Raw genomic sequence first — 25,715 nt, 5'->3', positions numbered from 1 at the left:
GGTGGCCCACGTGGTCCTCAAAGATCTTGTCAAGACCTATGGCAGCTTCAAAGCTGTCAACGATGTTTCGCTGACGGTCAACGACGGCGAATTTGTTGCGCTCGTCGGTCCTTCAGGCTGCGGCAAGACAACCACGCTCAATCTTGTGGCGGGGCTCATCCCCATCACATCTGGCGACATCGTCATCGGCGACCGGGTGGTCAACGACCTCGACCCCAAGGACCGCGACATCGCAATGGTGTTCCAGAACTACGCGCTCTATCCGCAGAAATCTGTCTATAAAAATCTGGCTTTCCCGCTGCAGATGCGCAAACTGCCAAGGGACGAGATCGACAAGAAGGTCAAGGAAGCAGCGCGCGTGCTCGACATGACGCAGTTGCTCGAGCGCAAGCCGCGCGAACTTTCGGGCGGTCAACAGCAGCGCGTGGCGCTCGGCCGTGCCCTCGTTCGCGATCCGGCGGTATTCCTGATGGATGAACCACTCTCCAACCTCGATGCAAAGCTGCGCGTGCAGATGCGGTCGGAGATCAAGCGTTTCCACCAGGACCTCAAGGCGACGATCATCTACGTGACGCACGACCAGCTCGAAGCGGTAACCATGGCCGACAGGATGGCGGTGATGAACGGTGGCTACCTGCAGCAATACGATTCACCGGCGCAGGTCTTTGCCCATCCGGTGAACATGTTCGTCGCCAGCTTCGTCGGCAGCCCGGCGATGAGCCTTATTCCGCTAGAGGCGTCAACGGCAAGCGGCAACACTGTGTTGACCAGCGCGGAGGGCTGGCGCCTCGAGCTCTCGCCAGAAAACGCTCAGAAGGTCTCAAGGGCAACAACCAAGAAAGTCGTGCTCGGCGCACGTCACTCGACGATCAAGCTGCACAAGAGTGCGGTGCCAGGCAGCATTCCTGCTAAGGCCTACACGGTGGAGCCGACCGGAGACGTCACCTTCGTGCAGGCGTTTCTGTCTGGCGCCATCGTCAATGTCAGCGTGCCGCCGACCATTGCCGTCGCGCCCGACGAACAGATTTGGCTCGAGTTTGATCAGGAGCGGATGCATCTGTTCGACGGCGAAACAGAAATGGCCCTCAAGGCCCATTGAGACAGAGCCGATGCGTCTGAAACGAGGGTGTGGATGACTACGAAGCTTAAAATCACCTCTATCAAGCCCTATCCAGTATGGGTAGGAACGCGCAACCAGATGCTCGTCAAGGTCGAGACAGACAACGGCATCTTCGGATGGGGCGAGAGCGGCTTGAGCGGTCGCGAGAAGGCCGTGGCCGGCGCGATCGAGCACTATCGCGAGTTTCTCATCGGCCGCGATTCGATGCAGATTGGTCGGATCTGGCAAGAAGTTTATCGCAGCCAATACTTCGAGGGCGGGCGCGTTCTGCAGGCGGCGATTTCCGCCATCGACATTGCGCTTCACGACATCAAGGGCAAGGCGCTGGGCGTGCCGGCCTACGAACTGCTGGGCGGTAAGCAGCGCGACCGCATTCCTACCTTCGCCTCGACCGGTGACGAGGCCGAGGGCGATGTTGCCATCGAACGAGCCTGCGAACTACGCGCACAAGGATGGAAGGCGATCCGCTTCTTCCCCGTCGGGCAAAACAGCAAGGACATCTTTGAGCCGCGGGAGTCGATCGGCGCTACCGCAACTATGCTAAACAAGGCGCGCGAGGCGCTGGGCGACGACGTCGTCCTCGGCATAGACTATCATCATCGGCTGTCGGTGGCAGAGGCAGCGAGCTTCTGTAACAAGCTCGGCCGTGGCGTGATTGATTTCCTCGAGGAGCCGATACGGGACGAGACACCCGAGGCCTACGAATCCCTGCGCACGATGACCGACATCCCGTTCGCCATCGGCGAGGAATTTGCCAGCAAGTGGCAATTCCTGCCCTACATCGAGCGTGGCATCCATCAGTTCAACCGGCTCGATGTTTGCAATGTTGGCGGGCTCACCGAAGCGATGAAGGTCGCTGGTTGGAGCGAGGCGCACTATGTGGACCTCATGCCGCACAATCCCCTCGGCCCAGTCTGCACGGCCGCGACCATCCATCTCGCCGCCGCGGTTGCGAATTTCGCCTGGCTCGAGACCAGGGCTCCCGAAGCAAAGCTGGGCTTCGATAATTCCGACTTCTTCCCCGTGCAACCACGGCTCGACGGACCCGACTATCCGGTCAGCGATCTGCCGGGGCTCGGCGTCGAGGTCAACGAAGAGGCGGTCAAGGCGGAGAGCTTTCGTTTCTGGGAAGCGCCTCACCTAAAGCGCCGCGACGGTTCTGTCACGAACTGGTAGTTTCATCCACCGGAGCCTAAAATGACGCATGCACCCGACATAACGCGACCGACCAAAGAGCTGATCGACGCACTGAAGGAAATCGGCGCCGCGACGGTTTCCGGCACGCTTGGCCACATGGGCTTCCGCAATCCGCACATGGTCGGTCCCGTGCCGCAGAACCGCGGGAGGTCGATCGTCGGGCCGGCGCTGACGCTCCAGTTCATGCCGCAGCGGCCGGACCTCTTCACCGAGGGAGAATATGCCGATCCGGAGACGCAGTTGCACCGGCACGTGCTCTATCACGCGCAGGAGGGCGATGTGGTCGTGGTCGACGCGCGGGGCGACATGAGCTCGGGCGTCTTTGGCGATATGATGTCGACCTATTTCAAAGGCAGAGGCGGCGCTGGCATCGTGATCGATGGGTGCATGCGCGATCGGCCCAATGTCGAGAAGCTGGATCTCCCCCTATGGCTACGTGGCTGGACTCCCAACTACCATGTGCAGACCAGTATCTATCCGAATGCGGTCAACGTTCCGATTGCCTGCGGCGGTGTCACGGTAATCCCCGGCGACATTATCGTCGCCGACGATGACGGGGTGGTGGTGCTTCCAGTCGCAATGGCCGCGAAGGTGATCGAAGAGTCGCAAAAGCATCACGATTGGGAGGAGTTCTCGCGAGTGAAGCTTATGGAGGGCGGGTCGTTGCAGCGCTACTATCCGCTGCATGACGATGCCCGCGGAGAATACGAAGAGTGGCGCAAAACAAACCGCTTGGAGAACCGAAGTTAGCCTATTGATTACCCTCCGCGGGCCGCGAACCTTCTGAGGTATCGCCGACGTCTACGCAAAAAATAGGGAGTCGAATTTCGCCGTGCGAGACCGCCGGCGGCAACTTCTTCGAACAGCTTCCCGGGGATCACGAGGTGCATCTCCTGTCGATGATCCTGCACGATTGGGACGAGGCCAAGAACCGCGCCCTGCTGCGCCGGTCCTTCGAGGCTTTGCCGAGCGGCGGCGCAGTGATCATTAGCGAGCTTCTCGTCAATGACGAAAAGACCGGGCCGGCGCCGGCCGCGCTGATGAGCCTCAACATGCTGATCGAGACGGAAGGGCGAAACTACACGCCGGCCGAATATTCGGCGTGGCTCGAGGAAGCCGGCTTCCGGCACATCGAGACGGTCTGGTTCGACGCACCCGCCGCGAACGGCGCCGTGATCGGCCGCAAGCCCTAGATCAGGATGATTTACGCCCGATCGGCCTAAAATATGAAACTTGATCTAAATCAGAGCATGATGTCGTCCGAAAACCGCGCACAACTTTTCGGCGTCATGCTCCAGAGCAACGGGACGGAGGGAAGTATGAGCATTCACGACTTTGGATCTGCTGTCACGCGCGTGGCGTCGCGGGCGGTCAGGCGGGTGTTGCCCGCAGCATTCGCAGCGTTGGCGGCGGCGATTGGATCGTCGCCTGCCGGCGCGGCCGACAGCGAGCTGGTCGAACGGGGGAAATACCTGGTGACCATCGCGAGCTGCACCGATTGCCACACGCCGGGACATTTCCTCGGCAAGCCGGACATGACGCGTCACCTCGGCGGTTCCGAGGTCGGCTTCGAGATCCCTGATGTCGGAGTCTTCTACGGCCCCAACCTCACGCCCGATGAGGCGACGGGCCTCGGGCGCTGGAGCGAGCGTGATATCGTCACGGCGATCCGGACAGGCAAGCGCCCCGACGGACGCATGCTTGCTCCAATCATGCCGTGGGCCGCATTAGCGGAGCTCACCGAGTCCGACGCCGGGGCGATTGCGGCCTATCTCAAGAGCCTGCCGCCGGTGAGCAACAAGGTGCCTGGACCGTTCGGGCCGGGCGAGGCGCCGACTTCGTTCGTGATGAAGATCGTGGCGCCGGCGGAGAAATAGGGCCGGCGCATTGCAGGGCGGCGCCAATCCCATTGCCGGCTCACGACTCGCGCGGAGTCGCCCGGACGATCGCGCCGGAGTTCAGTTCGGGAAGAGAAAATCGCCCTTGCCGAGCCCGTATTTTCGCCGCCTGCCGCGCTTTTTGAAATCAGCGCGATCAACAGTTTGCCCCTCCGTCCTGAGAATTTGCCACGCGAAACTCTGTTTCCAGACTGCGTATCGCCTCCACATTACGCTTTACAACTATATAACATAGTTGCTACGTTACTAGCAATGGAGAGGCGAGCCTGCTGACTGGTCGTTGGGCTGCCCCTGATGGAAGGACGTTGCGACGATGTCTGGGACCTATGCTACTTTTTCCGACGATAGTTTTGCGGGCCGAACCGTCCTTATCACGGGCGCCGCGAGTGGAATGGGTCTTGAAACTGCAAGGGCCTTTGCCAGCAAGGGCGCGGAAGTCGTCATGGCCGATCGTGATGAGGCGGGGCTGAAGCGCTACGGCGCGGAACTGCGCAATGGCGGCGCGGCTGTTCACACCGTGACGGTGGATGTCAGCGATCAGGAAAGCATCGACAAGGCCTTCGATTATTGTGACGCCAATCTGGCGCGTCTCGATAACGTCGTGACGTGTGCAGCGATCATCACAGCCAAACGTATATTCGAGCAGGATCGGGCGCATTGGCATCGCGTGCTCGATGTCAATCTGCTCGGCAGCTTCTTCGTCGTGCAGGCGGCGGTCAAACGCATGCTCGACAACACCGATGGCGGCAACATCGTCTGTATCGCCTCGGATGCCGGCGTGCATGGCGGCGGCGGGCTGATCGCCGATACCGCCTATGCGGCATCGAAAGCCGGGACCTTGTCGATGGTCAAATCGGTGGCGCGGGAACTTGCGGGCAAGAAGATCCGCATCAACGCGCTGAACCCCGGACCGACGGATTCCCCGATGCATTCCCATATCGATCAGTCGCTGAAGGACCGCATCGCCGGCAATCTGCCGATGCGGCGCATGGGACGGCCGGAGGACATGGCGGCGGCAATCATGTTCCTGTGCTCGGATGCAGCCAGCTTTACCTACGGCGCCGCGCTCGATGTCGATGGCGGATCGATGTTCCGCTAGACCGGGAGGGGATACAGGCATGCAGCAAACAGCCCGCCGTTACGCCTATTCGGCCGATATTCCCGAACTCGATGATGTCGATGTGCTCGTCATCGGGGGCGGACCATCGGGATTATCGGCCGCGGTCGCGGCGGCACGTCTTGGCGTGCGGGTACGCCTTGTGGAGCGCTACGGCTTCCTCGGTGGCAACCTTACGGCGGGCCTCGTCGGCCCCTGCATAACTGATCCGCGGTATCTACGAAGAATTCGTTCAGCGGATGATGGCGCTCGGCGGTGCGCTGCATCCGAGTACGATCCCGGCAGGTTCGGCCTATTGCGGCTTCATCGTCTACGGCCACGACAAGGTGACACCTTTCCAGCCTGAGGCGGCGAAGGTCGCGGCGCAGCGCATGTGCGTCGAGGCGGGAGTGGAATTGTTGCTGCACACCATGGTCGTCGATGCCATCGTCGATGATCATGATGCGGACAATCCCCGGGTGCTCGGTGTTGTTTGCGCCGGCAAGGGCGGGCTGAGGAGCGTTCGTGCCAAGGTCGTCGTCGATTGCTCGGCCGACGGCGATGTCGCCCATTATGCCGGTGTCCATACCCGTCAGGGGCGGGAAAGCGACGGCCTTTCCCAGCCGCAGACACACTGTTCTTCCGCGTGCAGAACGTCGATGACCAGGCGGTGGAGGATTACATCCGCGCGCATCCGCAGGATTTTCGGCCATTCGCCTCGATCGTCGCCAAGGCGACGGCAGAGGGCCGCTTTCCCGCGCCTCGCCGCGGCATCGGCCTTTACAAAACCATGGAACCGGGCGTCTGGCGCATCAATACCGGCCGCGTCTTGCGCCGCAATGGGGCTGACGCCCTTGAACTCTCGCTTGCCGAGGTCGAAGGCCGGGAGCAGACCGTGGCGCTGCTCGATTTCTTCCGCGACAATTTGCCCGGCTTCGAACAGGTGGAACTACGGGACACGGCAACCCAGATCGGCGTACGGGAAACCCGACGGATCGATGGCGCCTACGAATTGACGCTGCAAGATTTGCATTCCGGCCGCGCCTTCGAAGATGTCGTGGCGTTGTGCGGCTATCCGCTCGATATTCACGACCCCACAGGCTCGGGCGGTGGTACCGGTGGCCAGGGGCTTGATGCGGCGAATATCTACCAGATACCTTACCGGGTCATGCTGCCGCGCGTTCATGAGGGCCTGCTGGTGTCTGGCCGCGCGGTCTCGGCGACGCATGAGGCGCTCAGCGCCATTCGCGTCATGCCGCCCTGTTTTGCGCTCGGCCAGGCGGCCGGTGTTGCCGCAGCACTTTCGGTCGGCAACAGGGCAAGCCCCCGGCATGTCGACTACGCGGATTTGCGCAGGGAACTTCTGGCCCAGGGCGCCTATCTTGGCTGACGGAAGGAGAAAGCGGGGAGCGATACCCGCGTTTTCTCAAGTCAGGCCTTCAGATGAAGGGTCACCAGCACGGTGCATTCAGCGCCATCGGCAAATCGGGTTGCAACGCGCAGCCAATTGCCGAAGGCGTTGAGCCGGGCCACGGCAACGCCGTCCTGTTCGCCCGGCATGGCGAATTCCGTTCCTTCTCGAACCCAGTGCATGCCATCAGGCGAGATTTCCACCCAGCCCTTGGGTGCAGTGCCGACGGGAGGCTTCAATGCCCGAATGAAGAACACGGCTTCATGCGCCCAGCCGGCCTCATAGGGTTCGCTCGCGGCGTCACCGCTCCAGCGCTCATTGCGGGTTATCACCGCCGTAATGTTTTCGGGAAGCATCAAAAATCCCCTGAAATGCAGATGGAATCGACGTAGAGAAAGGCGCGTTTGGCGACATCCGTCTCGGCGAACAGGCAGAAGTTCAGCATGCACCAGAGGTTCTTCATCGCCGGAATCCGGATCGACTCGAAGCCGGATACATCGAAATTCCGGTCGTTGCATTGCAAGCCGGTCGCCTTCATGGAGGCGAGGTCGAAATCGAAGCGCATATAGCTCCAGTTCACCTTCGTCGGGATCTCGTTGTAGCAGAGCCGTTGTTCACCATCCGGCAAGTCCAGCCAGCCTTCGGGCGCCAGGTGATAGTGGCTTACGGTCTTGTCTTCCCGGCCGATGGCGGTGAAGGGCGTGGTCTCGCGTTTGTACTGCCATTTCTGCAAGTGCTTGCCGTCGAGTGCATTGAGAAAGCGCAGATGCGGCATAACCCGCTCGCCGTCTCCGTCCCGATCGCCGCATTGCAGGTCGAACAGGAAGCCGATCGATCGCACGTCGGTTTCCGATAGTTTCAGTTCTGTCGCCTCCGGCTTGAACGTGAAGAAAATCTCGAAACGGATCGGCCCGCGCTTGCGGAAGGTATGGCGCTTGATTGCAACGTTTTGGGCACCCGGTTTTGCCTTTGTGGCGATCTTTAGCGCATAGGACGAATCCATGCCGCCGTGGGATCCTGCATCCCAATGCCCGAGAGTTGAGAGCATGGCGCTCGAGTGCTGGGCAAAGCCGGGCAGCATGACGTCGAGTGTGTCCTCGTAATTGCCGACCAACTGCGACCAGCCGCAATGCCCGCGCGAAAAATCGTCAAACGACAGGATGCGCGGCAGAGGATCGAAACGGCTGAGCGCCGGATCTGCGCGAAGCATGGCGAACCTCATGGCTTCCATCATGTCGCCTGTGGAAGAGGGGGCTGATTTCGTCATTATGGTGTTGACCTCACTGTACGCGGAGCCGTTTGACGGCGTCCCAATCGATTTCGATGCCGAGACCCGGCCGTGTCGGCACGTCGAGCCGGCCATTCTTCTGGCGCAGGCAGCCGGGCACCAGATCGGACAGGTCGCGCTTGAAGGGGCTAAGATCGCATTCGCATTCCATCATCCGGAAATTCGGAAGGGCGGCCGCCAGATGCGCGCTGGCCGTCTCGCAGATAATGCCGGACATGCCGATATGCGGGGCGTAGCCCACATCATGCAGGGCGGCATAGTCGGCCATGCGCCGTGTTTCGGATATGCCGCCGGCACGTGCGACATCCGGCTGCAGGATTGAAAGGGTGCGGCTGGCGACGAGACGCTGCGCCTGATCGGCGGTAAAGTTGCTCTCTCCGGCTGCGAGCGGCACGTCGCAGCGTTTGCGAAGTTCTTCGTAGCCTTGCTCGTTTTCCGGCGCCAACGGCTCCTCGAACCAGAAGTAACCGTTGGCCGAAAGTGCCCTGCCGACTTCGATCGCCTGGTCCAGATCATAGGCCCAGTTGGCGTCGACGCAGAGTTCGATATCGTCGCCGGCGCGTTTGCGCAACAGTTCGATGCGCCGGCAGGCTTCCCTGACAGGATTGGCTAGCTTGACTTTGATGCGCGGGAAGCCTTCGCCGATATAGCGCTCCAGTTCCCGATCCGCCTCAGCATCGTCGACCCAGTTTACGGCGGCGGCATAGACTTCGATCGTTTCCCGGCCGATGCCGCCAAGCAGCTTGGCGATCGGCATGCCCGCGGCCTTGCCCATGATGTCCCACAGCGCAATGTCGACGCCAGCGATCGCCTCGATCAGCATGCCGCCGGCGCGGCCTGACAGCGAGCGCCGCATCGATTGCCAGAGCGCGCCGATGTTGCGTGCGTCCTGTCCGATCAACCGTGGTTTCAAAGAGCTTTCGATCAGTTCCGCATAGGCCTTGGGTGAAAATCGGGCCAGAACCTCACCGACGCCGACGATGCCGGCATCGGTGTGCAGCTCGACGAGAACCATCGAGACTTTGTGATAGGTGCCCCAGGACGTGACGGTCGGTTTGGGCAGCGTCTGGCTGAGCGGATGGGCGATGACATCTGAAATAAGGATCGCCGGTCCGGTCGAACGTTGCACAGAATCCATCGGCTCTTTCGTTCCCAATGTTTTGCTCGTTGCTCTTGGTTTTGCTCGCTGCTTTGGGGCGTGTCTGTTATTCCTAGCTAGATGTTGGCGACTTGGCAACTGATAAACCTAGTTGCTAAGTTGGAAACTGCATGTTAGCTTTGTGAATATGAGGATCGAGATGAGTGAAATTCCCGAAAGGAAACCCGTTTTCACCGCCAAGCCGCCGAACCCTTCGCGGTTGGCGGATGGGGTGTCCGATGCGATTGCCGCCGCACTCTTTGATGGACGAATCTCGCCTGGTGAGCCGTTGCCGCCCGAAGGGGAGATCGCCAGGGAATTCGGCGTCTCGAAGCCGATCGCCCGTGAGGCGCTTCGTCAGTTGACGGCAGCCGGGCTGATCTTTACCCAACAAGGCAAGGTTGCCCGCGCCAAGGCCCTGAGCGGCGACTCGATGGACAAAATCTACGGCTATGCGGTCCGCTCCAGTCTCAAGCGGCTGCGCGAAGCCAATGAAATGCGCCGCGTCGTCGAGACGGGAATTGCCCGGCTCGCCGCCGAACGTCGCGATCCGGAAGGTCTGGAGATCATGCGGCAGGGCTTGGCAGGCATGCTGGCTTCCGTGAAGGAGCCTTCCGGCTTTACCGCCGCCGACATCCTGTTTCATCTTGGCCTTGCCGTGACGACGGGTAATTACATGATCCGCGTGCACATGGAGAGCATGCGTTCCGTGCAGCGCGAGGTGTCGGAATTGTTTTCACGTCGCGCCAACCGCAGCGACGCTGACTGGCGGGCAACGATTGACCGGCACCAGGCGATCTACGACGCAATTGCAGTTGGTGACGCCGATCTCGCCGAGCAAAAAATCAGGCAGCATTTCGAAGCTGCCGACATTGCCTCGCTCGAGGTGGCCGACAAGTTGAAAGATGCCGAGCGATGAGCGCCGCGCGCTTCTCATTGAAAGGTCGGCGCGCGCTGGTAACCGGTGCCAGTTCCGGCATCGGTCGGGCTGTTGCGCTTGGCCTTGCGGAGCATGGAGCGGAACTGATCCTGCATCACTTCGGTAATGAGACGGGCGCGCGTGAGGTGGCCCGGGCGACCGGAGGCACAGCGCCGGTACTGGAAGCAGACTTCACCGACGGGCGTGCGACGCAGGCTTTTGCCGATGAAGTGCTCGGGACATGCGGCCCGATCGATATCCTCATTGCCAATGCCGCCATCGAACATCGACGGCCCTGGCAGGAATTGGATGAGGCGCATGTCAACGCCCATGTGGCATCGAATTTTTCGGCGCTGCTGACGCTGACGGCAAAGCTGGTTCCGCCGATGGCCGAGCGGGGCTGGGGTAGGGTCGTCGCCACAGGCAGTATCATGGCGGTGCGACCGCGGGCGGAAACGGTTGTTTATGCGTCGCTCAAGGCGGCGCAGTTGACTGCGATCAGGTCGATTGCGCGCGAAACCGGCCATCGCGGCGTCACGCTGAATGTGGTTTCGCCGGGTGCGATCGAGATCGAGGCCAATGCCGCGCGCTACGGCGACCCGGCGTTCCGCAAAGCGGTAGCCGCCAAGATCCCTGTGGGCAGGCCGGGCCAGCCGCAGGACCTGGTGGGGGCGTTTGTTTTTTTGTGCAGCGATGCTGCCAGCTACATTACGGGTGCAAATATCCCAGTCGACGGAGGATGGTCGATCGGAGATGCGCCCGGGAGCCTTCCGCACGCTGCCGGGTGAGCGGCCTGCGGCAAGGTTTTCGAGATCATGCGGCGGAACCGTCCGCCGCAGCTTGCCGCCAAATTCCAGGCGAATGCCGTTTGCATTCAGTCGGCGAAGGCTGATTTGCCGACGATCAAAAAGGGAGGAAACCATGAAGGCCGCATTAGCAGGTATCGCAGCATCCGCGTTGACATTGTGCATATCGACGTCTGCCGTCTTCGCGACGGATCTCCGCATGACGGTCTGGACCGGGAGCGAGGCTCATCTGAAGATGCTGAATGGCATTGCGGAGAGCTTCAAAGCCACACATCCCGACGTCAACGTGAAGTTCGAGACCGTGCCGGTCAACGACTACACCCAGAAACTGACCTTCCAGATCGCCGGCGGCAATGCTCCCGACATAGCCTGGATGATGGAGGATGCCGCTCCGGCTTTCGAAAACGCCAATCTTCTGAAGGATCTCGGCCCGACGCTCAAGGCGGCGGAAGGCTATGATTTCGACGATTTCTCGAAGCCGGCCATGGGCCTCTGGCAGAAGGACGAAACGGTCTACGGCATTCCGTTCTCCACCTCTCCTTTCATGATCTACTACAACAAGGACATGTTCGACAAAGCCGGGCTCGAAGACCCGCTGACGCTCGCCGCCAAGGGCGAATGGAACATGGAGAAGTTCCAGGAAGTCTCCAAAAAGCTCGCGGAAACCAATCCCGGCAAATGGGGCTTCGAGTTCAAGGATGGCGAAGGCTATGCCTCTCGCATGACCCATGCCCTTCTGCCGCCAATCCGCGCCTATGGTGGCGATATCTGGTCGAACAAGGAATGCGGCTTCGACAAGCCCGAAGCCGTCAAGGCGGTCAAGCAGTTGCATGACATGGTCTTCAAGGACAAGTCCATCGTTCCGCCGGGCGAACAGGGCGATTACTTCTCCGGCAGTTCGGCGATGACGGTCAACCAGATTTCCCGTGCTTCGAAGATGGCGGAAGCCGGCTTCAAGTGGGGCATCGCACCGTTGCCCACCGGCCCAGGTGGTGAGTCACCCGTTATCGGCCAGGCCGGTCTTGTTGTGTTCGCCCAAGGCAAGAATACGGAAATCGCCGCGGAATTCGTAGCGCATATGACCAACAAGGAAAATGTCGCCACCATGGCGCAGTTCTTCCCGCCGGCCCGCAAGAGCGTTCTGCAGGCCGATGCATTCATCAACGGCAACAAGCTCGTGCCGCCCGAGATGATGAAGAATGTGGCTGCCGCTATAGAAAAGGGCCGGGTGGTTTCGGCCAACGAAAAAGCGCCCCAGATCCTTGCCGCTATGGCGCCTCGTGTCGATGCCCTGTGGAAGCCGGATGCCGATGTCGATGCCGCCATCAAGGGCATCTGTGCGGCAATCCAGCCGCTGCTTTGATCAGAACGAAGATGGCCGATACCGTTCATAACTCCATTCGAACCGGCCAAAAGACCTGGCTGACGTTGAAGATGAGAGAGATGATGGAGGCGTGGCTGTTCGTCAGTCCCACCTTCATCGGCTTCCTCATCTTCTTCCTCGGTCCGCTCTGTGCAGTGGTCTATTATTCAATGACCGAATGGAACCTGCTCAGCCAGCAGGCCACCTTCGTAGGCCTTGCAAATTTTCAGAATGCGTTGCTCGAAAACCCTGACTTTTGGCTTGTGGTACGCAATTCGGTTGTTTTCGCGATCGGTCTCGTGCCGCTCAATATGGCGCTCGCGCTCGCCTTGGCACTCGCCCTTTCCCGGCCGTTCTTCGGGGTCGTGTTCTTTCGCACGGTGTTTTTCGCTCCCGTCATCACCTCGGCCATCGCCTGGGCGATCGTCTGGAAGTTTCTGCTGCAGGGAGAAGGCGGTTTCATCAACCAGGTACTGGCGCTGGTCGGGATCACCGGTCCAAACTGGCTGCGTGAACCGAACTGGGCCATGGCGGCGGTCATCGTCACCCGCGTCTTCAAGATGGTCGGCCTCAACATGATCCTCTACATTGCGGCGCTGCAGGCGATCCCGCGGGACTATGAAGAGGCGGCGCGCCTGGAGGGCGCCTCACGCCGGCAGATCTTCAGCATGATTACTTGGCCGTTGCTGGCGCCGACCACGCTCGTCATCATGGTCATCACGACGATCGGCTCTTTCAAGGTCTTCGATCACATATACCAGATGACCGGTGGCGGCCCGGAAAACGGCACACTGGTGCTTGCCTTCTACATCTACCAGCAGGGCTTCAAGTTCTTCAACGTCGGCTATGCCTCGGCGCTCGCGATGATCATGTTCGTGATGATCATGGCGCTGACACTGGTGCAGGTGATGCTGCGGAGAAAGGGATCGGAGTGACCCAGCGCCAAATCCAGATCCTCTACCGCACCTGCTGGACGATCGCACTGCTGATCGCCGCCATTCCTTTTGTTTTCCCATTCGTTTGGATGGTGTCTGCCGGCTTCAAGAGCGTGACCGAGATATTCGGCGCGCCGACGCTTATTCCGCGCGTCTGGCGCTGGCAGAATTTCGTTGAAGTGTTCACATATCAGCCGTTCGCGCGGCAGTATTTCAACTCGCTTTACATCGCGATCGTGGTGACGGCGCTCACCCTCGCCATCTCGTCCCTGGCCGGCTATGCGCTGGCGCGCATGCGGTTTGCCGGTGCCGGGCTGCTGATGCTTTTTCTGATCTCGGCGCTCATGGTGCCGGAGGAAGTGACGATCATTCCGAACTTCTTCCTGATGCGTTGGTTTGGTTTGGTGGATACTCACTGGCCGCTGATCCTGCTGCCCACCTTCGGCCCTCATGGGGTGATGGCAACGTTCCTGATGCGCCAGTACTTCCTGGCCCTGCCCAAGGAACTGGAAGAAGCCGGCAAGATGGACGGCCTCTCACGCTTCGGCGTTTGGTGGAAGATAGCGCTGCCGATGGCGCGTCCGGCCCTGGCTGCGGTTTCCATCATCACCTTTCTGTTCTCGTGGAACCTGTTCCTGGAGCCGCTGATCTTTCTGAGCTCGCTCGACATGTTCACGCTGCCTTTGGCCTTGTCGAACTTCAACGACAGCTACGGCTTACCGTTGTGGAACCTGCAGCTTGCCGCTACCAGCCTTGCCGTGGTGCCGATCCTGATCGTCTATCTGATCGCCCAGCGGCAGATCATCGAAAGTTTTGCGCTATCAGGCGTGAAGGGATGAGGAATTTTCGTTCATGAGCAGTGTATCGCTTAAAGGCATCGAAAAACGCTTCGGCGCCGTCGAGGTCATCCGCGGCGTCGATCTCAGGATCGATCCGGGTGAGTTCGTCGTATTCGTTGGTCCGTCAGGCTGCGGCAAGTCCACCTTGTTGCGGCTGATTTCGGGGCTGGAATATCTCAGCGGCGGTGAACTTGCGATTGGCGGCCGGGTGGTCAACGAAGTGCCGGCTTCGAAACGCGGCGTTGCCATGGTCTTCCAATCCTATGCCCTCTATCCGCATCTGACCGTCCGGGACAATATGGGTTTCGGGCTCAAGGTCCGCAAAGTTCCGGCGCAGGAGCGTCAGAAGCGCGTCGACGAAGCGAGCGCCACGTTGAAGATCGAAGCATTGCTCGATCGCTACCCCGCGAGCTTTCCGGCGGCCAGCGGCAGCGCGTCGCGATCGGCCGGGCCATCGTCGGACATCCCGATGTCTTCCTGTTCGACGAACCGCTGTCGAACCTCGATGCGGAGTTGCGCGTGCACATGCGCTCTGAAATCGCCGCACTGCACAAGCGGCTCTCCACGACGATGATCTATGTAACGCACGATCAGGTCGAAGCGATGACGCTCGCCGACAAGATCGTGGTTCTGCGCGACGGCCGCGTCGAGCAGGTCGGTTCCCCCAGAGAACTATACGAGCGGCCGTCAAATATATTCGTGGCGCAATTCATCGGCAGCCCAAAAATGAATCTGCTCCCGGCAGATATCGCGCCTTTGCTGACAGGCGCAACGGCAGCGGATACCGCCGCCGAGACCATCGGGATAAGGCCGGAGCATCTAAGCGTCGTGGAGCCTCGAGAGGGGACGCTGCGCGGAACCGTCGGGCTTTGCGAATATACCGGGGCGGTAACGCTGCTCCACGTCAAGCTGCCGGCTGGGCATGATTGCCTCGTCCTCCACGACGGTGGCGACATGAAGGCGGGAAACCAAATAGGGCTCACCGCCGATGTCTCGAAGGTGCACTTTTTCAATGGCAACGGGCACTCAACAAAGCGGACTGAACAAGGCCGGACTGCTTGAGCGTACGGCCGCTCCTGGCGCGGGCGCGAGCCGCAGAAATCTCTTAAGAGCCGGGTTCGTCTACTCGCCCTGGCGCAAGTTGCGAAGCCGGTCGAAAAGGACGGCGAGCACGATTGCCCCGCCGATAAAGCACCCTTGCCAGAATGCGTTGATGCCGAGCAGGCCAAGACTGTTGCGGATGATTTCGATGAGTGCGGCGCCGACCAAGGCTCCAAAGGCGGTGCCAACGCCGCCGGCCAGATTGGCGCCGCCGATAACCGCGGCGGCAATGACCTGAAGTTCCATTCCGGCGCCGATGTTTGTGGTGACAGCGCCGAGCCAGCCGGTTTGAATGATGCCGGCGACCCCCGCCGACAGGGCGGAAATCATATAGACGATGACCTTGATCCTCGGCACGGGAACGCCCGTCAGTGTCGCGGCGTGCTCATTGCCGCCAATGGCAAAGACATAGCGGCCGAACTTGGTCCAGCGCAGCACGAAACCGGTAATGAGTGCCAGCACGACCATGTAAAGCACTGGATTGGCGATGCCAAAAACCCAGGCGCCGCCACCCAGAGCCAGTAGTTTGTCGTGATCAGGTCCGAACTCAAAAACCACAGTGTTGTTGGATGCAACCATCGCAAGGCTGCGCGCAATCGACAACATGCCGAGCGTGACGACGAAAGGGGGGAAGCCAAGATAAGCAATCAAGACGCCGTTGAAAGCTCCGACCAATAGAGCCGTACCGATCGAGGCGGCGATGCCGACTTCAATACTGTATCCCGCATGCATGACGACCGCCAGCACCATGCTGCACAGGCAAAGTACGGAGCCAACGGACAAATCGATGCCGCCGGTGATGATGACCAGCGTCATGCCCAGCGCGATAATGGCGACGAAGGTGACGTTGCGGGTGATGTTGTAGATGTTCTTCGCCGTCGCAAAGGAGTCCGTTGCCATCGACAGAAAAATGCAGGCGAGAATGACTGCAATCAGCACCCAGAATGTCTGGCCGCTCATGATCGTTGCAAGCCAGCTCCGTTGCTTCTGTCCGATCGTTTGGTCAAGTGTAATCGCCATCGTCAACCTTCTTCCTTCCTGTTGCAACGGATAGCATCGATCACACTTGTTCGATGGCGCCGGTGATCAGTCCCGTTACTTCCTCCGGCGAACTTGCCGCAATCTGCTTGTCGGCTACTTTTCTGCCTCGCCGCATCACGATCACGCGGTCGGCGACCGAAAAGACGTCGGGCATGCGGTGGCTGATCAGGACAACGATAATGCCCTGGTCCCGCAATTGGCGGATCAGATTCAGAACCTCAGCCACCTGGCGCACGGAAATGGCTGCGGTCGGCTCGTCCATCAATACGATTTTCGCTTCCGACAGCATCGTGCGGCCGATCGCGACCGCTTGGCGCTGACCACCTGACATTTGCTTGACGAGATCGCGCGCCCGCGTCTCGGATTTGAGCTCGCGAAATATCTCGCCGGCGCGCTTGTACATGGCCTTGTGGTCGAGGATGCGAAGAGGCCATACGCCACGGCGCAATTCTCGTCCGAGGAAGACGTTCGCTGCCGCCGTCAGATTGTTGCAGAGCGCCAAATCCTGGTGAACGATCTCAATGCCATGCTGGCGTGCTTCCTTCGGCCGATGAAGCACGAGATCGGCGCCGTCGAGCCGCATGGTTCCATGGCTCGGCCGGAAGTTGCCGGCAATCATCTTCACCAGTGTGGATTTGCCAGCCCCGTTGTCGCCCATGAGGCCGACAACCTGCCCCGCCTCGAGCGATAACGAAACATCGTTGACTGCCTGGATGGCACCGAAATGTTTGGAAACATTGCTGAGCTCAAGAACCGCCACCAGCCTCCTCGCCTCCCAAAACCTGCGGGCTATCCATCGCACCGAACCCTGCTTGTCTTCGAGGCAAGGCTCCGGCGAGTGCGCTTTTCCAGTATCCTCCCAGGAAAAGCGATCGGGAGCATTTACGCAAAACCCTGCGACAGCGTCAACTCATTGTCCCGGCAATTGACCTTATTGTCGCAAAAATCTGTTTTGTCAGACAAATATCATTTGACGAGAGTGGCGCGCAGATATTAGCTATTAATGGGGGAGAAACGGCATGCTGATCCTTGTGACCGGAGCGACGGGCAAGGTCGGGCGGCGCTTCATTGCTGGGCTGCTTGACGATCCGAGATTTTCCAAAGCCCGTATTCGTGCGCTTTGTCATAATCGTTTGTACGAGGCGACCGACCGTGTCGATGTCTTCCAAGGCTCAATCGCCGATCGCGATGTCGTGGCAGCGGCGCTGGTTGACGTTACCCATGTCGTGCATCTCGCCACATGCAAGGAAACGCCTGAAGACATCATGGATGTCACGGTCAAAGGTCTCTTTTGGCTGCTCGAGGAGTTCCGTACGAGCGTGACGGCACGCCAGTTCATCCTGATCGGTGGTGATGCGGGTGTGGGACATTTCCACTATCGCCACGACGGCCCGATCACCGAGAACGCCCGCCATTGTGCCTATCCGGGAAGCTATGCGCTCTCCAAAGTCCTGGAAGAGGTCATGCTGGAGCAGTTTGGCATTCAGTATGGCCTCAATGGCTGTTGTCTGCGCGCGCCCTGGATCATGGAAAAGGACGATTTCAAGTATTCGCTGTCTTTTGGAGACGACGTCTTTGGCGGCCCCGACTGGAAGACGCTCGTTCCGGAAGACGCGGCACGGCGCTATGCGGCGATGGGTACGGTGCCGCTGCTCTTGGATGCCGACGGACGTGCACTGAAGCGCAATTTCGTCCATGTCGACGACCTTGTATCGGCAATATTGGCAGCGATCGACAATCCGCGGGCGGAGCGGCAGCTCTTCAATATCTGCATGGATCGCCCCGTCGACTATGCTGAAGTCGCCGCTTATCTCTTGCGCACGCGCAATCTCGGCTCTGTCGACATACCGAGCCGCTTCCATTCCAATTGGATGGACAACAGCAAGGCGAAATACCTGCTGGATTGGCAGCCAAATTACGATCTCGAAATGCTTATCGACTCGGCCTGGCAATACGAGCGTTCAAAGGAGGAGCCTCGCATCGTCTGGTATCCGGGTTGATTTCGTGTGGCGGGCACGCGGTGTCCGTCTGGTTCAAGGGAGGAAACTATGAGGAAGGCACTACTACTTACAGCCGCAGTTTTAGCACTGACCGCCGGGCAGGCCCTGGCCAAGAAGCAACTCGTCATCGTCGTCAAGGGCCTCGACAATCCGTTCTTCGAAGCAATCAATCAAGGTTGTCAGAAATGGAACAAGGAGAACCCCACTTCGGAATACGAATGCTTCTACACCGGTCCGGCATCGACATCCGATGAAGCCGGCGAAGCGCAGATCGTTCAGGATATGTTGGGCAAGGCGGACACGGCTGCAATCGCAATATCGCCGTCAAATGCAAAGCTCATTGCCCAGACCCTGAAGACGGCCAATCCGACGGTTCCGGTGATGACGCTCGATGCCGATCTTGCCGCCGAGGATGCAGCGTTGCGCAAGACCTATCTCGGCACCGACAACTACCTGATGGGCGCCCGCATCGGCGAATACATCAAGAAGGGCAAGCCGAAGGGCGGCAAGATCTGCACGATCGAAGGCAATCCGGGAGCGGACAATATTCTACGCCGCGCACAAGGGATGCGCGACACGCTTACTGGCCAGAAAGGCTTGACCGAGCTGAAAGGCGAGGGTGGCTGGACCGAGGTCGCCGGCTGCCCGGTGTTCACCAATGACGACGGTGCCAAAGGCGTCCAGGCAATGACCGATATCCTCGCGGCCAATCCCGACTTGGACGCATTCGGTATTATGGGTGGCTGGCCATTGTTCGGCGCGCCGCAACCTTATCGCGACCTGTTCAAGCCGATGGCCGACAAGATCGCCAGCAACGATTTCGTCATTGGTGCCGCCGACACGATCGGCGACGAGGTCGCCATTGCGAAGGAAGGACTGGTCACGGCGCTCGTCGGCCAACGACCGTTCGAGATGGGCTACAAGGCACCGGCGGTGATGATGGATCTGATTGCCGGCAAGCCGGTTGAAGATCCGGTCTTCACCGGGCTCGATGAGTGCACGAAGGATACAGTCGACACCTGCATTCAAAAGTAGCTTCACGGTTTGGCGCACCCGGTTCACGGGTGCGCCGACTGTCCTCACGAGACGGATCGAGAGATCCGCTGGGCTTGACGCGCCCTGAATTCCGCGCTTTGTGCCAGCGTCAATCGCAGGCGACTTCCTCGTTATTACGATTGTTGTGATCATACGTGCAGACAGTCGAAAGAATGCTGAGGCAGTAGAAATAAATGCCTGACAAAAAATCGGGAAAGCCAACGGCTGCGCTCGAGGTGGTGATGGTTGACCGCTCGGCCACCACAAGGCGCCCAAATTCTCCCCGCATGACTGGGGCGAGTGTTCATGTGTCTTTGGCAGGCGAGATCGGTCTGCGAATCGTGCGCGGCGACTATCCGCCGGGCACGATCCTGCCAAATGAAGCAAAATGGTCGGAAGTCTTTGAGGTCAGCCGATCGGCGGTGCGCGAAGCGATCAAGATGTTGATGGCCAAGGGCCTGCTTTCTTCCCGCCCGAAAATCGGCAGCTGGGTCGAACCCAAGGAACGTTGGAACCTGCTGGATCGAGATGTCTTGGGCTGGTATGCGGCATCTCCTGATCGCGAATCCTTTCTGAGGGCCGTGCAAGAACTCAGGCATATGATCGAGCCGGAAGCGACCGCGCTTGCTGCGGAACGCCGAACTGACGAGCAAATGAACGCGATCAACCAGGCCCTGCATGACATGGATCAGGCGACATCGCTCCAGCAGCGAACAGAAGCCGATGCGCGATTTCATATCGCGATCTTACGCGCCTCGGGAAATGATCTGCTGGTGCCGCTCGGCGTATTGATCGAATCGGCGCTGAACCACCTCTTCGCCCATGTGACGCGGGAGGAAGACAATTTGCGATATGCGCTCAAACTTCATGAAAATATTGAGAAAAACATCCGATTGCAGCGACCGAACATGGCGCGCAACGCAGTCCGCAAGGCGCTGGCAAATACCGACGAAATCATCGCACGGTGGTCACGATAGACGTTTGTAGCCTGTCCGACTGGCGCGTTGCCGATAGCTTGATGCAGGGGAATTCAACCTCCTACAGTCCTCGATGCCTACCCAAAACCCGCGGCTTGTGCTACTTTCCTTGGCAACCTTCGGGGGCTGAGCCATGCGTGGGCTGCTTGCATCGGTGGCGTTGATTTTCACAGCGACGGTGGCCGCTGCGGGGAGCCCTTTGTTCGATGCCGTTGCCACTGGAAACACCGCCGTCGTCGAGCAGGTTCTGGCTACCGGTGCCGATGTCGACAGCCGGGCACGCGATCAGGCAACGCCTCTTATCAACGCTGCGCTCGGAGCCCAGCTTGCCATAGCCGAATTGCTGATCGGCAAAGGGGCCGACGTCATGGCTCGGAACTCGGGCGGCTTTACGCCGCTTCATGCCGGAGCCTTTTCCGGCAGCGTGCCGATCAGCAAACTGCTTCTCCACCATGGCGCGACGCTCGACGATGCGGCCAATAAAGCAGGTGTGACACCGCTGATGGTCGCCGGTGAGGAAAACCACGTCGCTCTCGCCACGTTTCTTCTCGCTGAGGGGGCTGACGTCGGTCATGCGGAGGTTCACGGCTACACGCCAATCACGCGAGCAATCTGGAAGGGCAACTCGGACATCGTGCGGCTTTTCAAGCGGCATGGTGCGCCTTGCCCTCCGGCCAGCCGCATCGGCGAAAAAGAATACGCGAAGTGCATGGAAATCCATGATTGAATAGGAGGCACAGATGTATGCGGGGACCAGAAGCGGTGTGCGAGGAATTGCTATGGCGGTGTTCCTTCTGGCTTTGGCAGCTGTCGGTGGATCGCGGGCTTTCGCCGACGACTCGGTAAACACGGGCTACTTCGGCGGCGTGGCGATCATGGGATACGACCCCGTCGCCTATTTCACCGAAGGCAAAGCGGTGAAGGGCTCCGAGGAATTCTCCCACGAATGGCTGGGGACGCCGTGGCTTTTTGCCAATGCCAAACACCGTGAAATGTTCATCAGCGAGCCGATCAAATATGCGCCTCAATATGGCGGCTACTGCGCGGGCGAGGTGGCTCTCGGATCGGTGACGATCAACGTCGATCCGGAAGCATTCAAGATCATCGACGGCAAGCTTTACCTGATCTACGACAAGGGATCGGCAGAAGGGTTCGCCGCTCATGTGGCCGAAGCAGCGCCGAAAGCCGATAGAAACTGGCCGAAGGTCGCAGCCGATCTCGAACGGGATCAGTATCACTGACCGGTGGAGCGCGGCTATTTGACTGGCGAAAAATAGAAGACCTTCGTGGAGTTCACGTAAGCATAGCTGGTTTCAGCGGGCGAGTTTGCAGGTCTGTAGATCGGGCCGCAATCGGCTCGTCCAAATGCGTTTTCACTCTGCTCGCAAAGCATGTCGCCATTGACGAAAACCGTTCCGGTGACCATCTGCGTCGTCGAGCGGAAGGCCGCCTTGCCGTCGCGTTCGATTTGCATGAGTGCAGGGCTTCCTGAGGGCTCGGTCTTGCCCCAGAGGAGTTTGCCCATGACGATACTTGCGATTTCTTCACCGTGCAGGCGTTCGTGCTCGTTGCCCTTGAAACCGAACGGCCACTCCGGCAGGCCGGCCTCGCGCAGAGCATCGAGGATAAACGCCAAATCCTGCTCGTTGCGGAAATGGGCATTGCTGAGACGCCAGTCCGCCAGAGAATCGCGCCCAGCCAGTAAGCGAAGTCCCTCGGCGACAGTCGCACGGGCGTCGTCGAGGCGACCGGCACGGACATAGGCCATAGCGAGTGGGGTAACGAAATCGCCATTTCCCGGAGAACCATCGCGCGCGCGTTCGAAGCTGTCGATGGCCTTCGTGTAGTCGCGCTGCAAATAAAATACCAGGCCAGCAGTATATCGGTTGATGGCGGAGAGGTTCGGATCGTGCCTGAGCGCCGTGTCCACGGCCGCGCCGGCCTCGGCATGATTGCCGGAGAACAATTGAACGTATGCCAACGCCATATGAGCTTCGGCATCGGCAGACCCGAGCGAAACTGCCTGCTGCGCCGAGGTGACCGCCTGCTCGTAGCGGCGGTCCACGACTTGCATGACGGCAAGAACGGCGTATGGCGATGAAAGAGCCGAGTCGAGCGCCAGCGCGCGACTTGCCTTCTCGTAGGCCCTTTTTCGCGCCGGCGCGCTCTGGAGAACGTCGTCGTAAGCGCTTCGCCAGACATAGGCGGTCGCGTGCGCGTCGGCCGCGAAGGCCTCTGCAAAACCGGGGTCGAGCGCCTCCGCCTTGTCAAAGAGCGCCAGTGCCTCGAGCAGCCGGGAACGGCGGCCGGTACGCGTCGCCTGCTCGGCACGAAGGTAGTAGTCGTATGCCTCGAGATTGGCGGTCGGCGGATGGGTAATCCGTTCCGTCTCAGATTGAGTGAGTTTCAGGCCGAGCGCTTCGGCGATCTGCCGACTGAGCTCATCCTGCACAGCCATGACATCCGCCGCGGCGCGGTTAAATCGGTTGGCCCACAAGTGGTCGCCGCTTGCGGCATCGCTCAGTTGCGCATTGACACGGATTTGATCGCCTATCCGTTGCACGCTGCCCTCAACGATAAAGCGCACGCCGAGATCGCGTCCGATATCGGCCAAAACGAGAGGCTTGCCTTTGTATGCAAACACCGAATTATGGCCGATGACGTCAAGATCCGAAAGCATGGTCAGATCGGCAATCAGGCTGTCGGTAATGCCATCCGTGAAATAATCCTGGCCGGCGTCGCCACTCAAATTGGCGAAGGGAAGCACCGCTACCGATGGACGTTGGGGCACAAACGGCCATAGCCAGGCAAAGACAATCGCGGCGGCCGCAATCAACAGCGCCGCAAGTGTGGCCAGGTTGATCGCCCGGCGGTGCGGCCGACGGGAGGCGACGACCTTGCCTGCCTCGGAGGGATCTAACAGAACACGATAGACGCGAACCGGATCGGCTATGTTCTTCAGTTGCTGCTCACCGAGAGAGGAGAAACCGACCTCAGCCTTGTGTACCGTGTGATCGAATGCGGTACCGGATATGCAAATCCCGCCGGGCTGGGCAAGGCTCTCCAGCCGCGCCGCTATGTTGACGCCGTCTCCATGAATGTCCTCTCCTTCGACGATGACATCGCCGAGATTGACGCCGATGCGAAAAAGCATCCGCTGCTCAGGCCGCAGGGCCGCATTGCGTTCCGCCTTCTGTTGCTGGATTTTGACGGCGCAGCGCAAGGCATCCACCACGCTATGGAACTCAACCAGGATCCCGTCGCCCATCGTCTTGATCAGGCGGCCGTGGTGCGTGGCGATCTTCGGTTCGAAGAGTTCGTGGAGGTCGGTGTGGAAGCGGATACGCGTTCCCTCTTCGTCGATCTCGCTCATGCGGCTGTAACCGACCACATCCGCAATCAGGACTGCTGCAAGGCGGCGCTCCATACCAGCTCTTTCCGGGTGTCCGATCACTTACCGTTATCTTACAGCAGGTGGCGTGCCGTTGCTATCAGAGTTGCCCGAACTGGCATCACGTTCGCTGGCCACATGCTCTCGTGGAGAGGGCGTAATCTGAGAGGCTGCTCGCGCGTCCATCCATAGAATGAGCAGCCCGCGATATTGGTTCGACAGCAGTTTCCTTCAGCATTGGCCAAGATTCGGAGCTGTAAGTCCTGCCTTACGGAGTCCTTCTACGCGGCGGTTAAAGTCCTCGGGGTTTCGGAATGGAAGGACGCGGCGGCGGCGTTCTACAGAGAAATTGGGATTGATCTGGAGTGCCTTCTCCCAGGCCTGCCGGCTCTCCTCCGACCGACCGAGGTGGCCGTAACATGAGGCAAGCAGGGCGTAGGCGGTCTCCGATTGGGAGTTTTGTTGGAGCCGCTGCTCGATGGCTGCAATCGCTTGTTCATACTCGCCGAGAGAAAAGTGCGCATCGGCGCGAAACTGGAAGAGAATTTCCGGATGGTGCGGGTCGAGCCGCATCGATGCATCGAGTGTTTCCAGGGCGCCGGCGGGATCGCCGGAGAATATCTGGATATGGGCTAGCAGTAGCAGAAGCTCGGCGGAGTTGGGCTGCAGCGCGAGGCCCTGCTGCACCTCTGCCCGCGCCCGGTCCAGTTCCCGGTTCCACATGCAAGCCATGCCCAATGCAAAGTGGCCGTTGGGCTGTTCCTCGGCAATCTCCACGGCCTGCTGCGCGAGATCCATCCCGATCCGCAGCGAGCCTTCCGGATCGTTGCTCCAGGCGTTGACGTAGTCGAGCACGTGGGTGAAGGAGATGAGTGCCTGGGCGGCCGCATATTGCGGATCGATGGCGAGGGCGTCGGCCGCCAGGCTGCGGGCCGCTCTGTTTCCGGTTCGGGTATGAGCCGACGCCTGCTCGCGGCCACGCAATAACAACTCGTAAGCGTCGACATTGAGTGCGCGCCCTTGGGCTAATCGATCTTGGTCGCCATGCGTGAGGTTCAGCCTGAGCGCGGCCACGATCTCCTGGGTGAGCTCATCCTGAACCGCGAAAATGTCGGTGAGGTCGCGATCAAACCGGCTGGCCCAGATATGTCCGCCATTGCTGGCGTCGATCAATTGGGCGGTGACACGCACGCGGTTGCCGGCCTTGCGCACGCTGCCCTCGAGGACATAGCGGACGCCGAGCGCTTTGGCCATCTCAGGCACGGAGGCTGTTACATTCTTGTAGACGAAGGATGAGTTGCGGGCGATCACGTGCAGCTCGGACAGCTTCGAGAGGTCGGTGATGATGTCCTCGCTGATACCGTCGGAGAAATACTCCTGTTCGGCGTCGCCGCTCATGTTGTTGAACGCCAGTACGGCGATGGACGGCTTGTCGGGAACGGCCGGAACTGACGGCATTTCGATTGCGGGCCGCACCTGTCGTGCCGGGGTCGGCTGCGGAGTTCCGATCTGAAGCGAATAGACCTGCATCGGTTCAGCAATATTCTTGAGTTCAATTTTGCCGAGATCGGTCACGGCAAGATCGAGCCGCGCTTTCACTTGGCGGTAGGCATCTTCGGAAAGACAAATGGCGCCGGGCTTGGCAATTCCTTCCAACCGCGCGGCGATATTGACGCCGTCGCCCATCAAGTCGCCGTCGTTCTCCTCGACCACATCTCCCAGATGGATCCCGACCCGAAACTCGATGCGATGTTCAGGCGACACGCCGATATTGCGCTCAACCATGGCAGTCTGCACTTCGATCGCGCAGCGCACGGCGTCCACGACGCTGCGAAACTCGATGAGGCTTCCGTCACCGGTACGCTTGACGACCCGGCCATTGTGCACGGCAATGGTCGGATCGACCAAGTCGCTGCGCAACGTTCTCAGCCGCGCCAGGATGCGATCCTCGTCCGCACCGGCGAGGCGGCTGTAGCCGACCACATCTGCGACCAGGATCGCCGCCAGTTTTCGCGTCACGCTCGTAAGTCCCAATTCCTCGTCGGATCAAAATAACACAGTGTGACCGGCAACGCCGCCAAATCCGATTGCCTTCGCTAAGAAGCGGCCCGTGGCGGGTTGCTTGGACTTGAAGATGGTCGGTGAAGCCTAATCGATATC

Annotated in this window: 25 protein-coding genes and 2 pseudogenes; 20 read left to right on the top strand and 7 right to left on the bottom strand. The window is 59.9% G+C overall.

Annotated features, from left to right (window positions below; translation table 11 throughout):
* The first annotated feature begins 1 nt into the window (after position 1).
* From BA011_RS15395 to BA011_RS46110, 9 genes and pseudogenes are all read left to right on the top strand, one after another.
* Positions 2-1,099, top strand: a complete 1,098-nt coding sequence (locus tag BA011_RS15395) for an ABC transporter ATP-binding protein (protein ID WP_065281098.1) — start codon at positions 2-4, stop codon at positions 1,097-1,099.
* Positions 1,100-1,132: 33 nt separating this feature from the next.
* Positions 1,133-2,296, top strand: a complete 1,164-nt coding sequence (locus BA011_RS15390; RefSeq protein ID WP_065281097.1) for a mandelate racemase/muconate lactonizing enzyme family protein — start codon at positions 1,133-1,135, stop codon at positions 2,294-2,296.
* 21 nt (positions 2,297-2,317) lie between these two features.
* Positions 2,318-3,067, top strand: coding sequence for a ribonuclease activity regulator RraA (locus tag BA011_RS15385; protein ID WP_065281096.1), 750 nt, complete (start codon positions 2,318-2,320; stop codon positions 3,065-3,067).
* A gap of 134 nt (positions 3,068-3,201) precedes the next feature.
* Positions 3,202-3,510, top strand: coding sequence for a methyltransferase (locus BA011_RS15380; RefSeq protein WP_065281095.1), 309 nt, complete (start codon positions 3,202-3,204; stop codon positions 3,508-3,510).
* A 126-nt stretch (positions 3,511-3,636) separates the two neighbouring features.
* Positions 3,637-4,194 (top strand): c-type cytochrome, encoded by a 558-nt coding sequence (locus BA011_RS15375; protein ID WP_065282557.1) that lies wholly within the window; start codon positions 3,637-3,639, stop codon positions 4,192-4,194.
* Between the two features lie 412 nt (positions 4,195-4,606).
* Positions 4,607-5,314: an SDR family NAD(P)-dependent oxidoreductase gene (locus BA011_RS15370; protein ID WP_017961853.1), complete on the top strand. Its 708-nt coding sequence runs from the start codon at positions 4,607-4,609 to the stop codon at positions 5,312-5,314.
* Positions 5,253-5,678: an FAD-dependent oxidoreductase gene (locus BA011_RS46120; protein WP_335727228.1), complete on the top strand. Its 426-nt coding sequence runs from the start codon at positions 5,253-5,255 to the stop codon at positions 5,676-5,678. Before BA011_RS15370 ends, BA011_RS46120 begins: the two co-directional genes overlap by 62 nt.
* Positions 5,572-5,928 (top strand): annotated as a pseudogene (locus BA011_RS46115) (FAD-dependent oxidoreductase); the annotation flags it as partial. The gene BA011_RS46120 and the pseudogene BA011_RS46115, both read left to right, overlap by 107 nt.
* Positions 5,929-5,957: 29 nt before the next feature.
* Entirely contained in the window at positions 5,958-6,701 is a 744-nt protein-coding gene (locus tag BA011_RS46110) for an FAD-dependent oxidoreductase (protein WP_420493415.1), read from the top strand.
* 41 nt (positions 6,702-6,742) lie between these two features.
* On the opposite strand, the gene BA011_RS15360 is transcribed toward BA011_RS46110, so the two are convergent.
* From BA011_RS15360 to BA011_RS15350, 3 genes are read right to left on the bottom strand one after another with little or no spacing between them, the layout of a single operon-like run.
* Positions 6,743-7,078, bottom strand: coding sequence for a hypothetical protein (locus BA011_RS15360; protein WP_017961851.1), 336 nt, complete (start codon positions 7,076-7,078; stop codon positions 6,743-6,745).
* Entirely contained in the window at positions 7,078-7,944 is an 867-nt protein-coding gene (locus BA011_RS15355; RefSeq protein ID WP_065282556.1) for a DUF6772 family protein, read from the bottom strand. Before BA011_RS15355 ends, BA011_RS15360 begins: the two co-directional genes overlap by 1 nt.
* 58 nt (positions 7,945-8,002) lie before the next feature.
* On the bottom strand, positions 8,003-9,148 hold the full coding sequence (locus BA011_RS15350; protein WP_065281094.1) for a mandelate racemase/muconate lactonizing enzyme family protein: 1,146 nt from the start codon (positions 9,146-9,148) through the stop codon (positions 8,003-8,005).
* Positions 9,149-9,308: 160 nt separating this feature from the next.
* Here BA011_RS15350 and BA011_RS15345 point away from each other — a divergent pair, with 160 nt between their 5' ends.
* From BA011_RS15345 to BA011_RS15320, 6 genes and pseudogenes are all read left to right on the top strand, one after another.
* Positions 9,309-10,067 carry a FadR/GntR family transcriptional regulator gene (locus tag BA011_RS15345; protein ID WP_017961848.1) on the top strand — a complete coding sequence of 253 codons (759 nt, stop codon included), beginning with the start codon at positions 9,309-9,311 and terminating at the stop codon, positions 10,065-10,067.
* Entirely contained in the window at positions 10,064-10,855 is a 792-nt protein-coding gene (locus BA011_RS15340; protein ID WP_065281093.1) for an SDR family NAD(P)-dependent oxidoreductase, read from the top strand. The genes BA011_RS15345 and BA011_RS15340 overlap by 4 nt, the downstream gene beginning before the upstream one ends.
* Positions 10,856-10,988: 133 nt before the next feature.
* Positions 10,989-12,236 carry an ABC transporter substrate-binding protein gene (locus tag BA011_RS15335; RefSeq protein WP_065281092.1) on the top strand — a complete coding sequence of 416 codons (1,248 nt, stop codon included), beginning with the start codon at positions 10,989-10,991 and terminating at the stop codon, positions 12,234-12,236.
* Between the two features lie 11 nt (positions 12,237-12,247).
* Positions 12,248-13,171: a carbohydrate ABC transporter permease gene (locus tag BA011_RS15330; RefSeq protein WP_065281091.1), complete on the top strand. Its 924-nt coding sequence runs from the start codon at positions 12,248-12,250 to the stop codon at positions 13,169-13,171.
* The gene (locus tag BA011_RS15325; RefSeq protein ID WP_065281090.1) at positions 13,168-14,010 is read left to right on the top strand and encodes a carbohydrate ABC transporter permease; all 843 of its coding nucleotides are present in this window, start codon (positions 13,168-13,170) and stop codon (positions 14,008-14,010) included. The genes BA011_RS15330 and BA011_RS15325 overlap by 4 nt, the downstream gene beginning before the upstream one ends.
* A 13-nt stretch (positions 14,011-14,023) precedes the next feature.
* A pseudogene (locus BA011_RS15320) lies at positions 14,024-15,072 on the top strand (ABC transporter ATP-binding protein).
* Positions 15,073-15,132: 60 nt separating this feature from the next.
* Here BA011_RS15320 and BA011_RS15315 read toward each other — a convergent pair.
* Both BA011_RS15315 and BA011_RS15310 read right to left on the bottom strand, forming a co-directional pair.
* A complete protein-coding gene (locus BA011_RS15315) occupies positions 15,133-16,131 on the bottom strand; it encodes an ABC transporter permease (RefSeq protein WP_017961842.1) in 999 nt (332 codons plus the stop codon).
* Positions 16,132-16,171: 40 nt separating this feature from the next.
* On the bottom strand, positions 16,172-16,912 hold the full coding sequence (locus BA011_RS15310; RefSeq protein ID WP_065281089.1) for an ATP-binding cassette domain-containing protein: 741 nt from the start codon (positions 16,910-16,912) through the stop codon (positions 16,172-16,174).
* 259 nt (positions 16,913-17,171) lie between these two features.
* On the opposite strand from BA011_RS15310, the gene BA011_RS15305 reads away from it, so the two are divergent.
* The 5 genes from BA011_RS15305 to BA011_RS15285 all read left to right on the top strand — a co-directional run bounded on the left by BA011_RS15305 (position 17,172) and on the right by BA011_RS15285 (position 21,405).
* A complete protein-coding gene (locus BA011_RS15305) occupies positions 17,172-18,152 on the top strand; it encodes an NAD-dependent epimerase/dehydratase family protein (RefSeq protein WP_065281088.1) in 981 nt (326 codons plus the stop codon).
* 48 nt (positions 18,153-18,200) lie between these two features.
* Entirely contained in the window at positions 18,201-19,187 is a 987-nt protein-coding gene (locus BA011_RS15300) for a substrate-binding domain-containing protein (RefSeq protein ID WP_065281087.1), read from the top strand.
* A 194-nt stretch (positions 19,188-19,381) separates the two neighbouring features.
* Positions 19,382-20,164, top strand: a complete 783-nt coding sequence (locus BA011_RS15295) for a FadR/GntR family transcriptional regulator (RefSeq protein ID WP_065281086.1) — start codon at positions 19,382-19,384, stop codon at positions 20,162-20,164.
* 133 nt (positions 20,165-20,297) lie between these two features.
* Positions 20,298-20,891, top strand: a complete 594-nt coding sequence (locus BA011_RS15290) for an ankyrin repeat domain-containing protein (RefSeq protein WP_065281085.1) — start codon at positions 20,298-20,300, stop codon at positions 20,889-20,891.
* A gap of 13 nt (positions 20,892-20,904) precedes the next feature.
* Positions 20,905-21,405 carry a YHS domain-containing (seleno)protein gene (locus BA011_RS15285; RefSeq protein WP_151343480.1) on the top strand — a complete coding sequence of 167 codons (501 nt, stop codon included), beginning with the start codon at positions 20,905-20,907 and terminating at the stop codon, positions 21,403-21,405.
* Positions 21,406-21,419: 14 nt separating this feature from the next.
* On the opposite strand, the gene BA011_RS15280 is transcribed toward BA011_RS15285, so the two are convergent.
* Positions 21,420-23,591: an adenylate/guanylate cyclase domain-containing protein gene (locus tag BA011_RS15280; protein ID WP_065281083.1), complete on the bottom strand. Its 2,172-nt coding sequence runs from the start codon at positions 23,589-23,591 to the stop codon at positions 21,420-21,422.
* 195 nt (positions 23,592-23,786) lie between these two features.
* Positions 23,787-25,574: an adenylate/guanylate cyclase domain-containing protein gene (locus tag BA011_RS15275; RefSeq protein ID WP_065281082.1), complete on the bottom strand. Its 1,788-nt coding sequence runs from the start codon at positions 25,572-25,574 to the stop codon at positions 23,787-23,789.
* Between the last annotated feature and the right edge of the window lie 141 nt (positions 25,575-25,715).

The organism is Rhizobium leguminosarum (genome assembly GCF_001679785.1).
Classification (GTDB): Bacteria; Pseudomonadota; Alphaproteobacteria; order Rhizobiales; family Rhizobiaceae; genus Rhizobium; species Rhizobium leguminosarum_R.
This window is presented reverse-complemented; position numbering and strand designations above follow the sequence as displayed.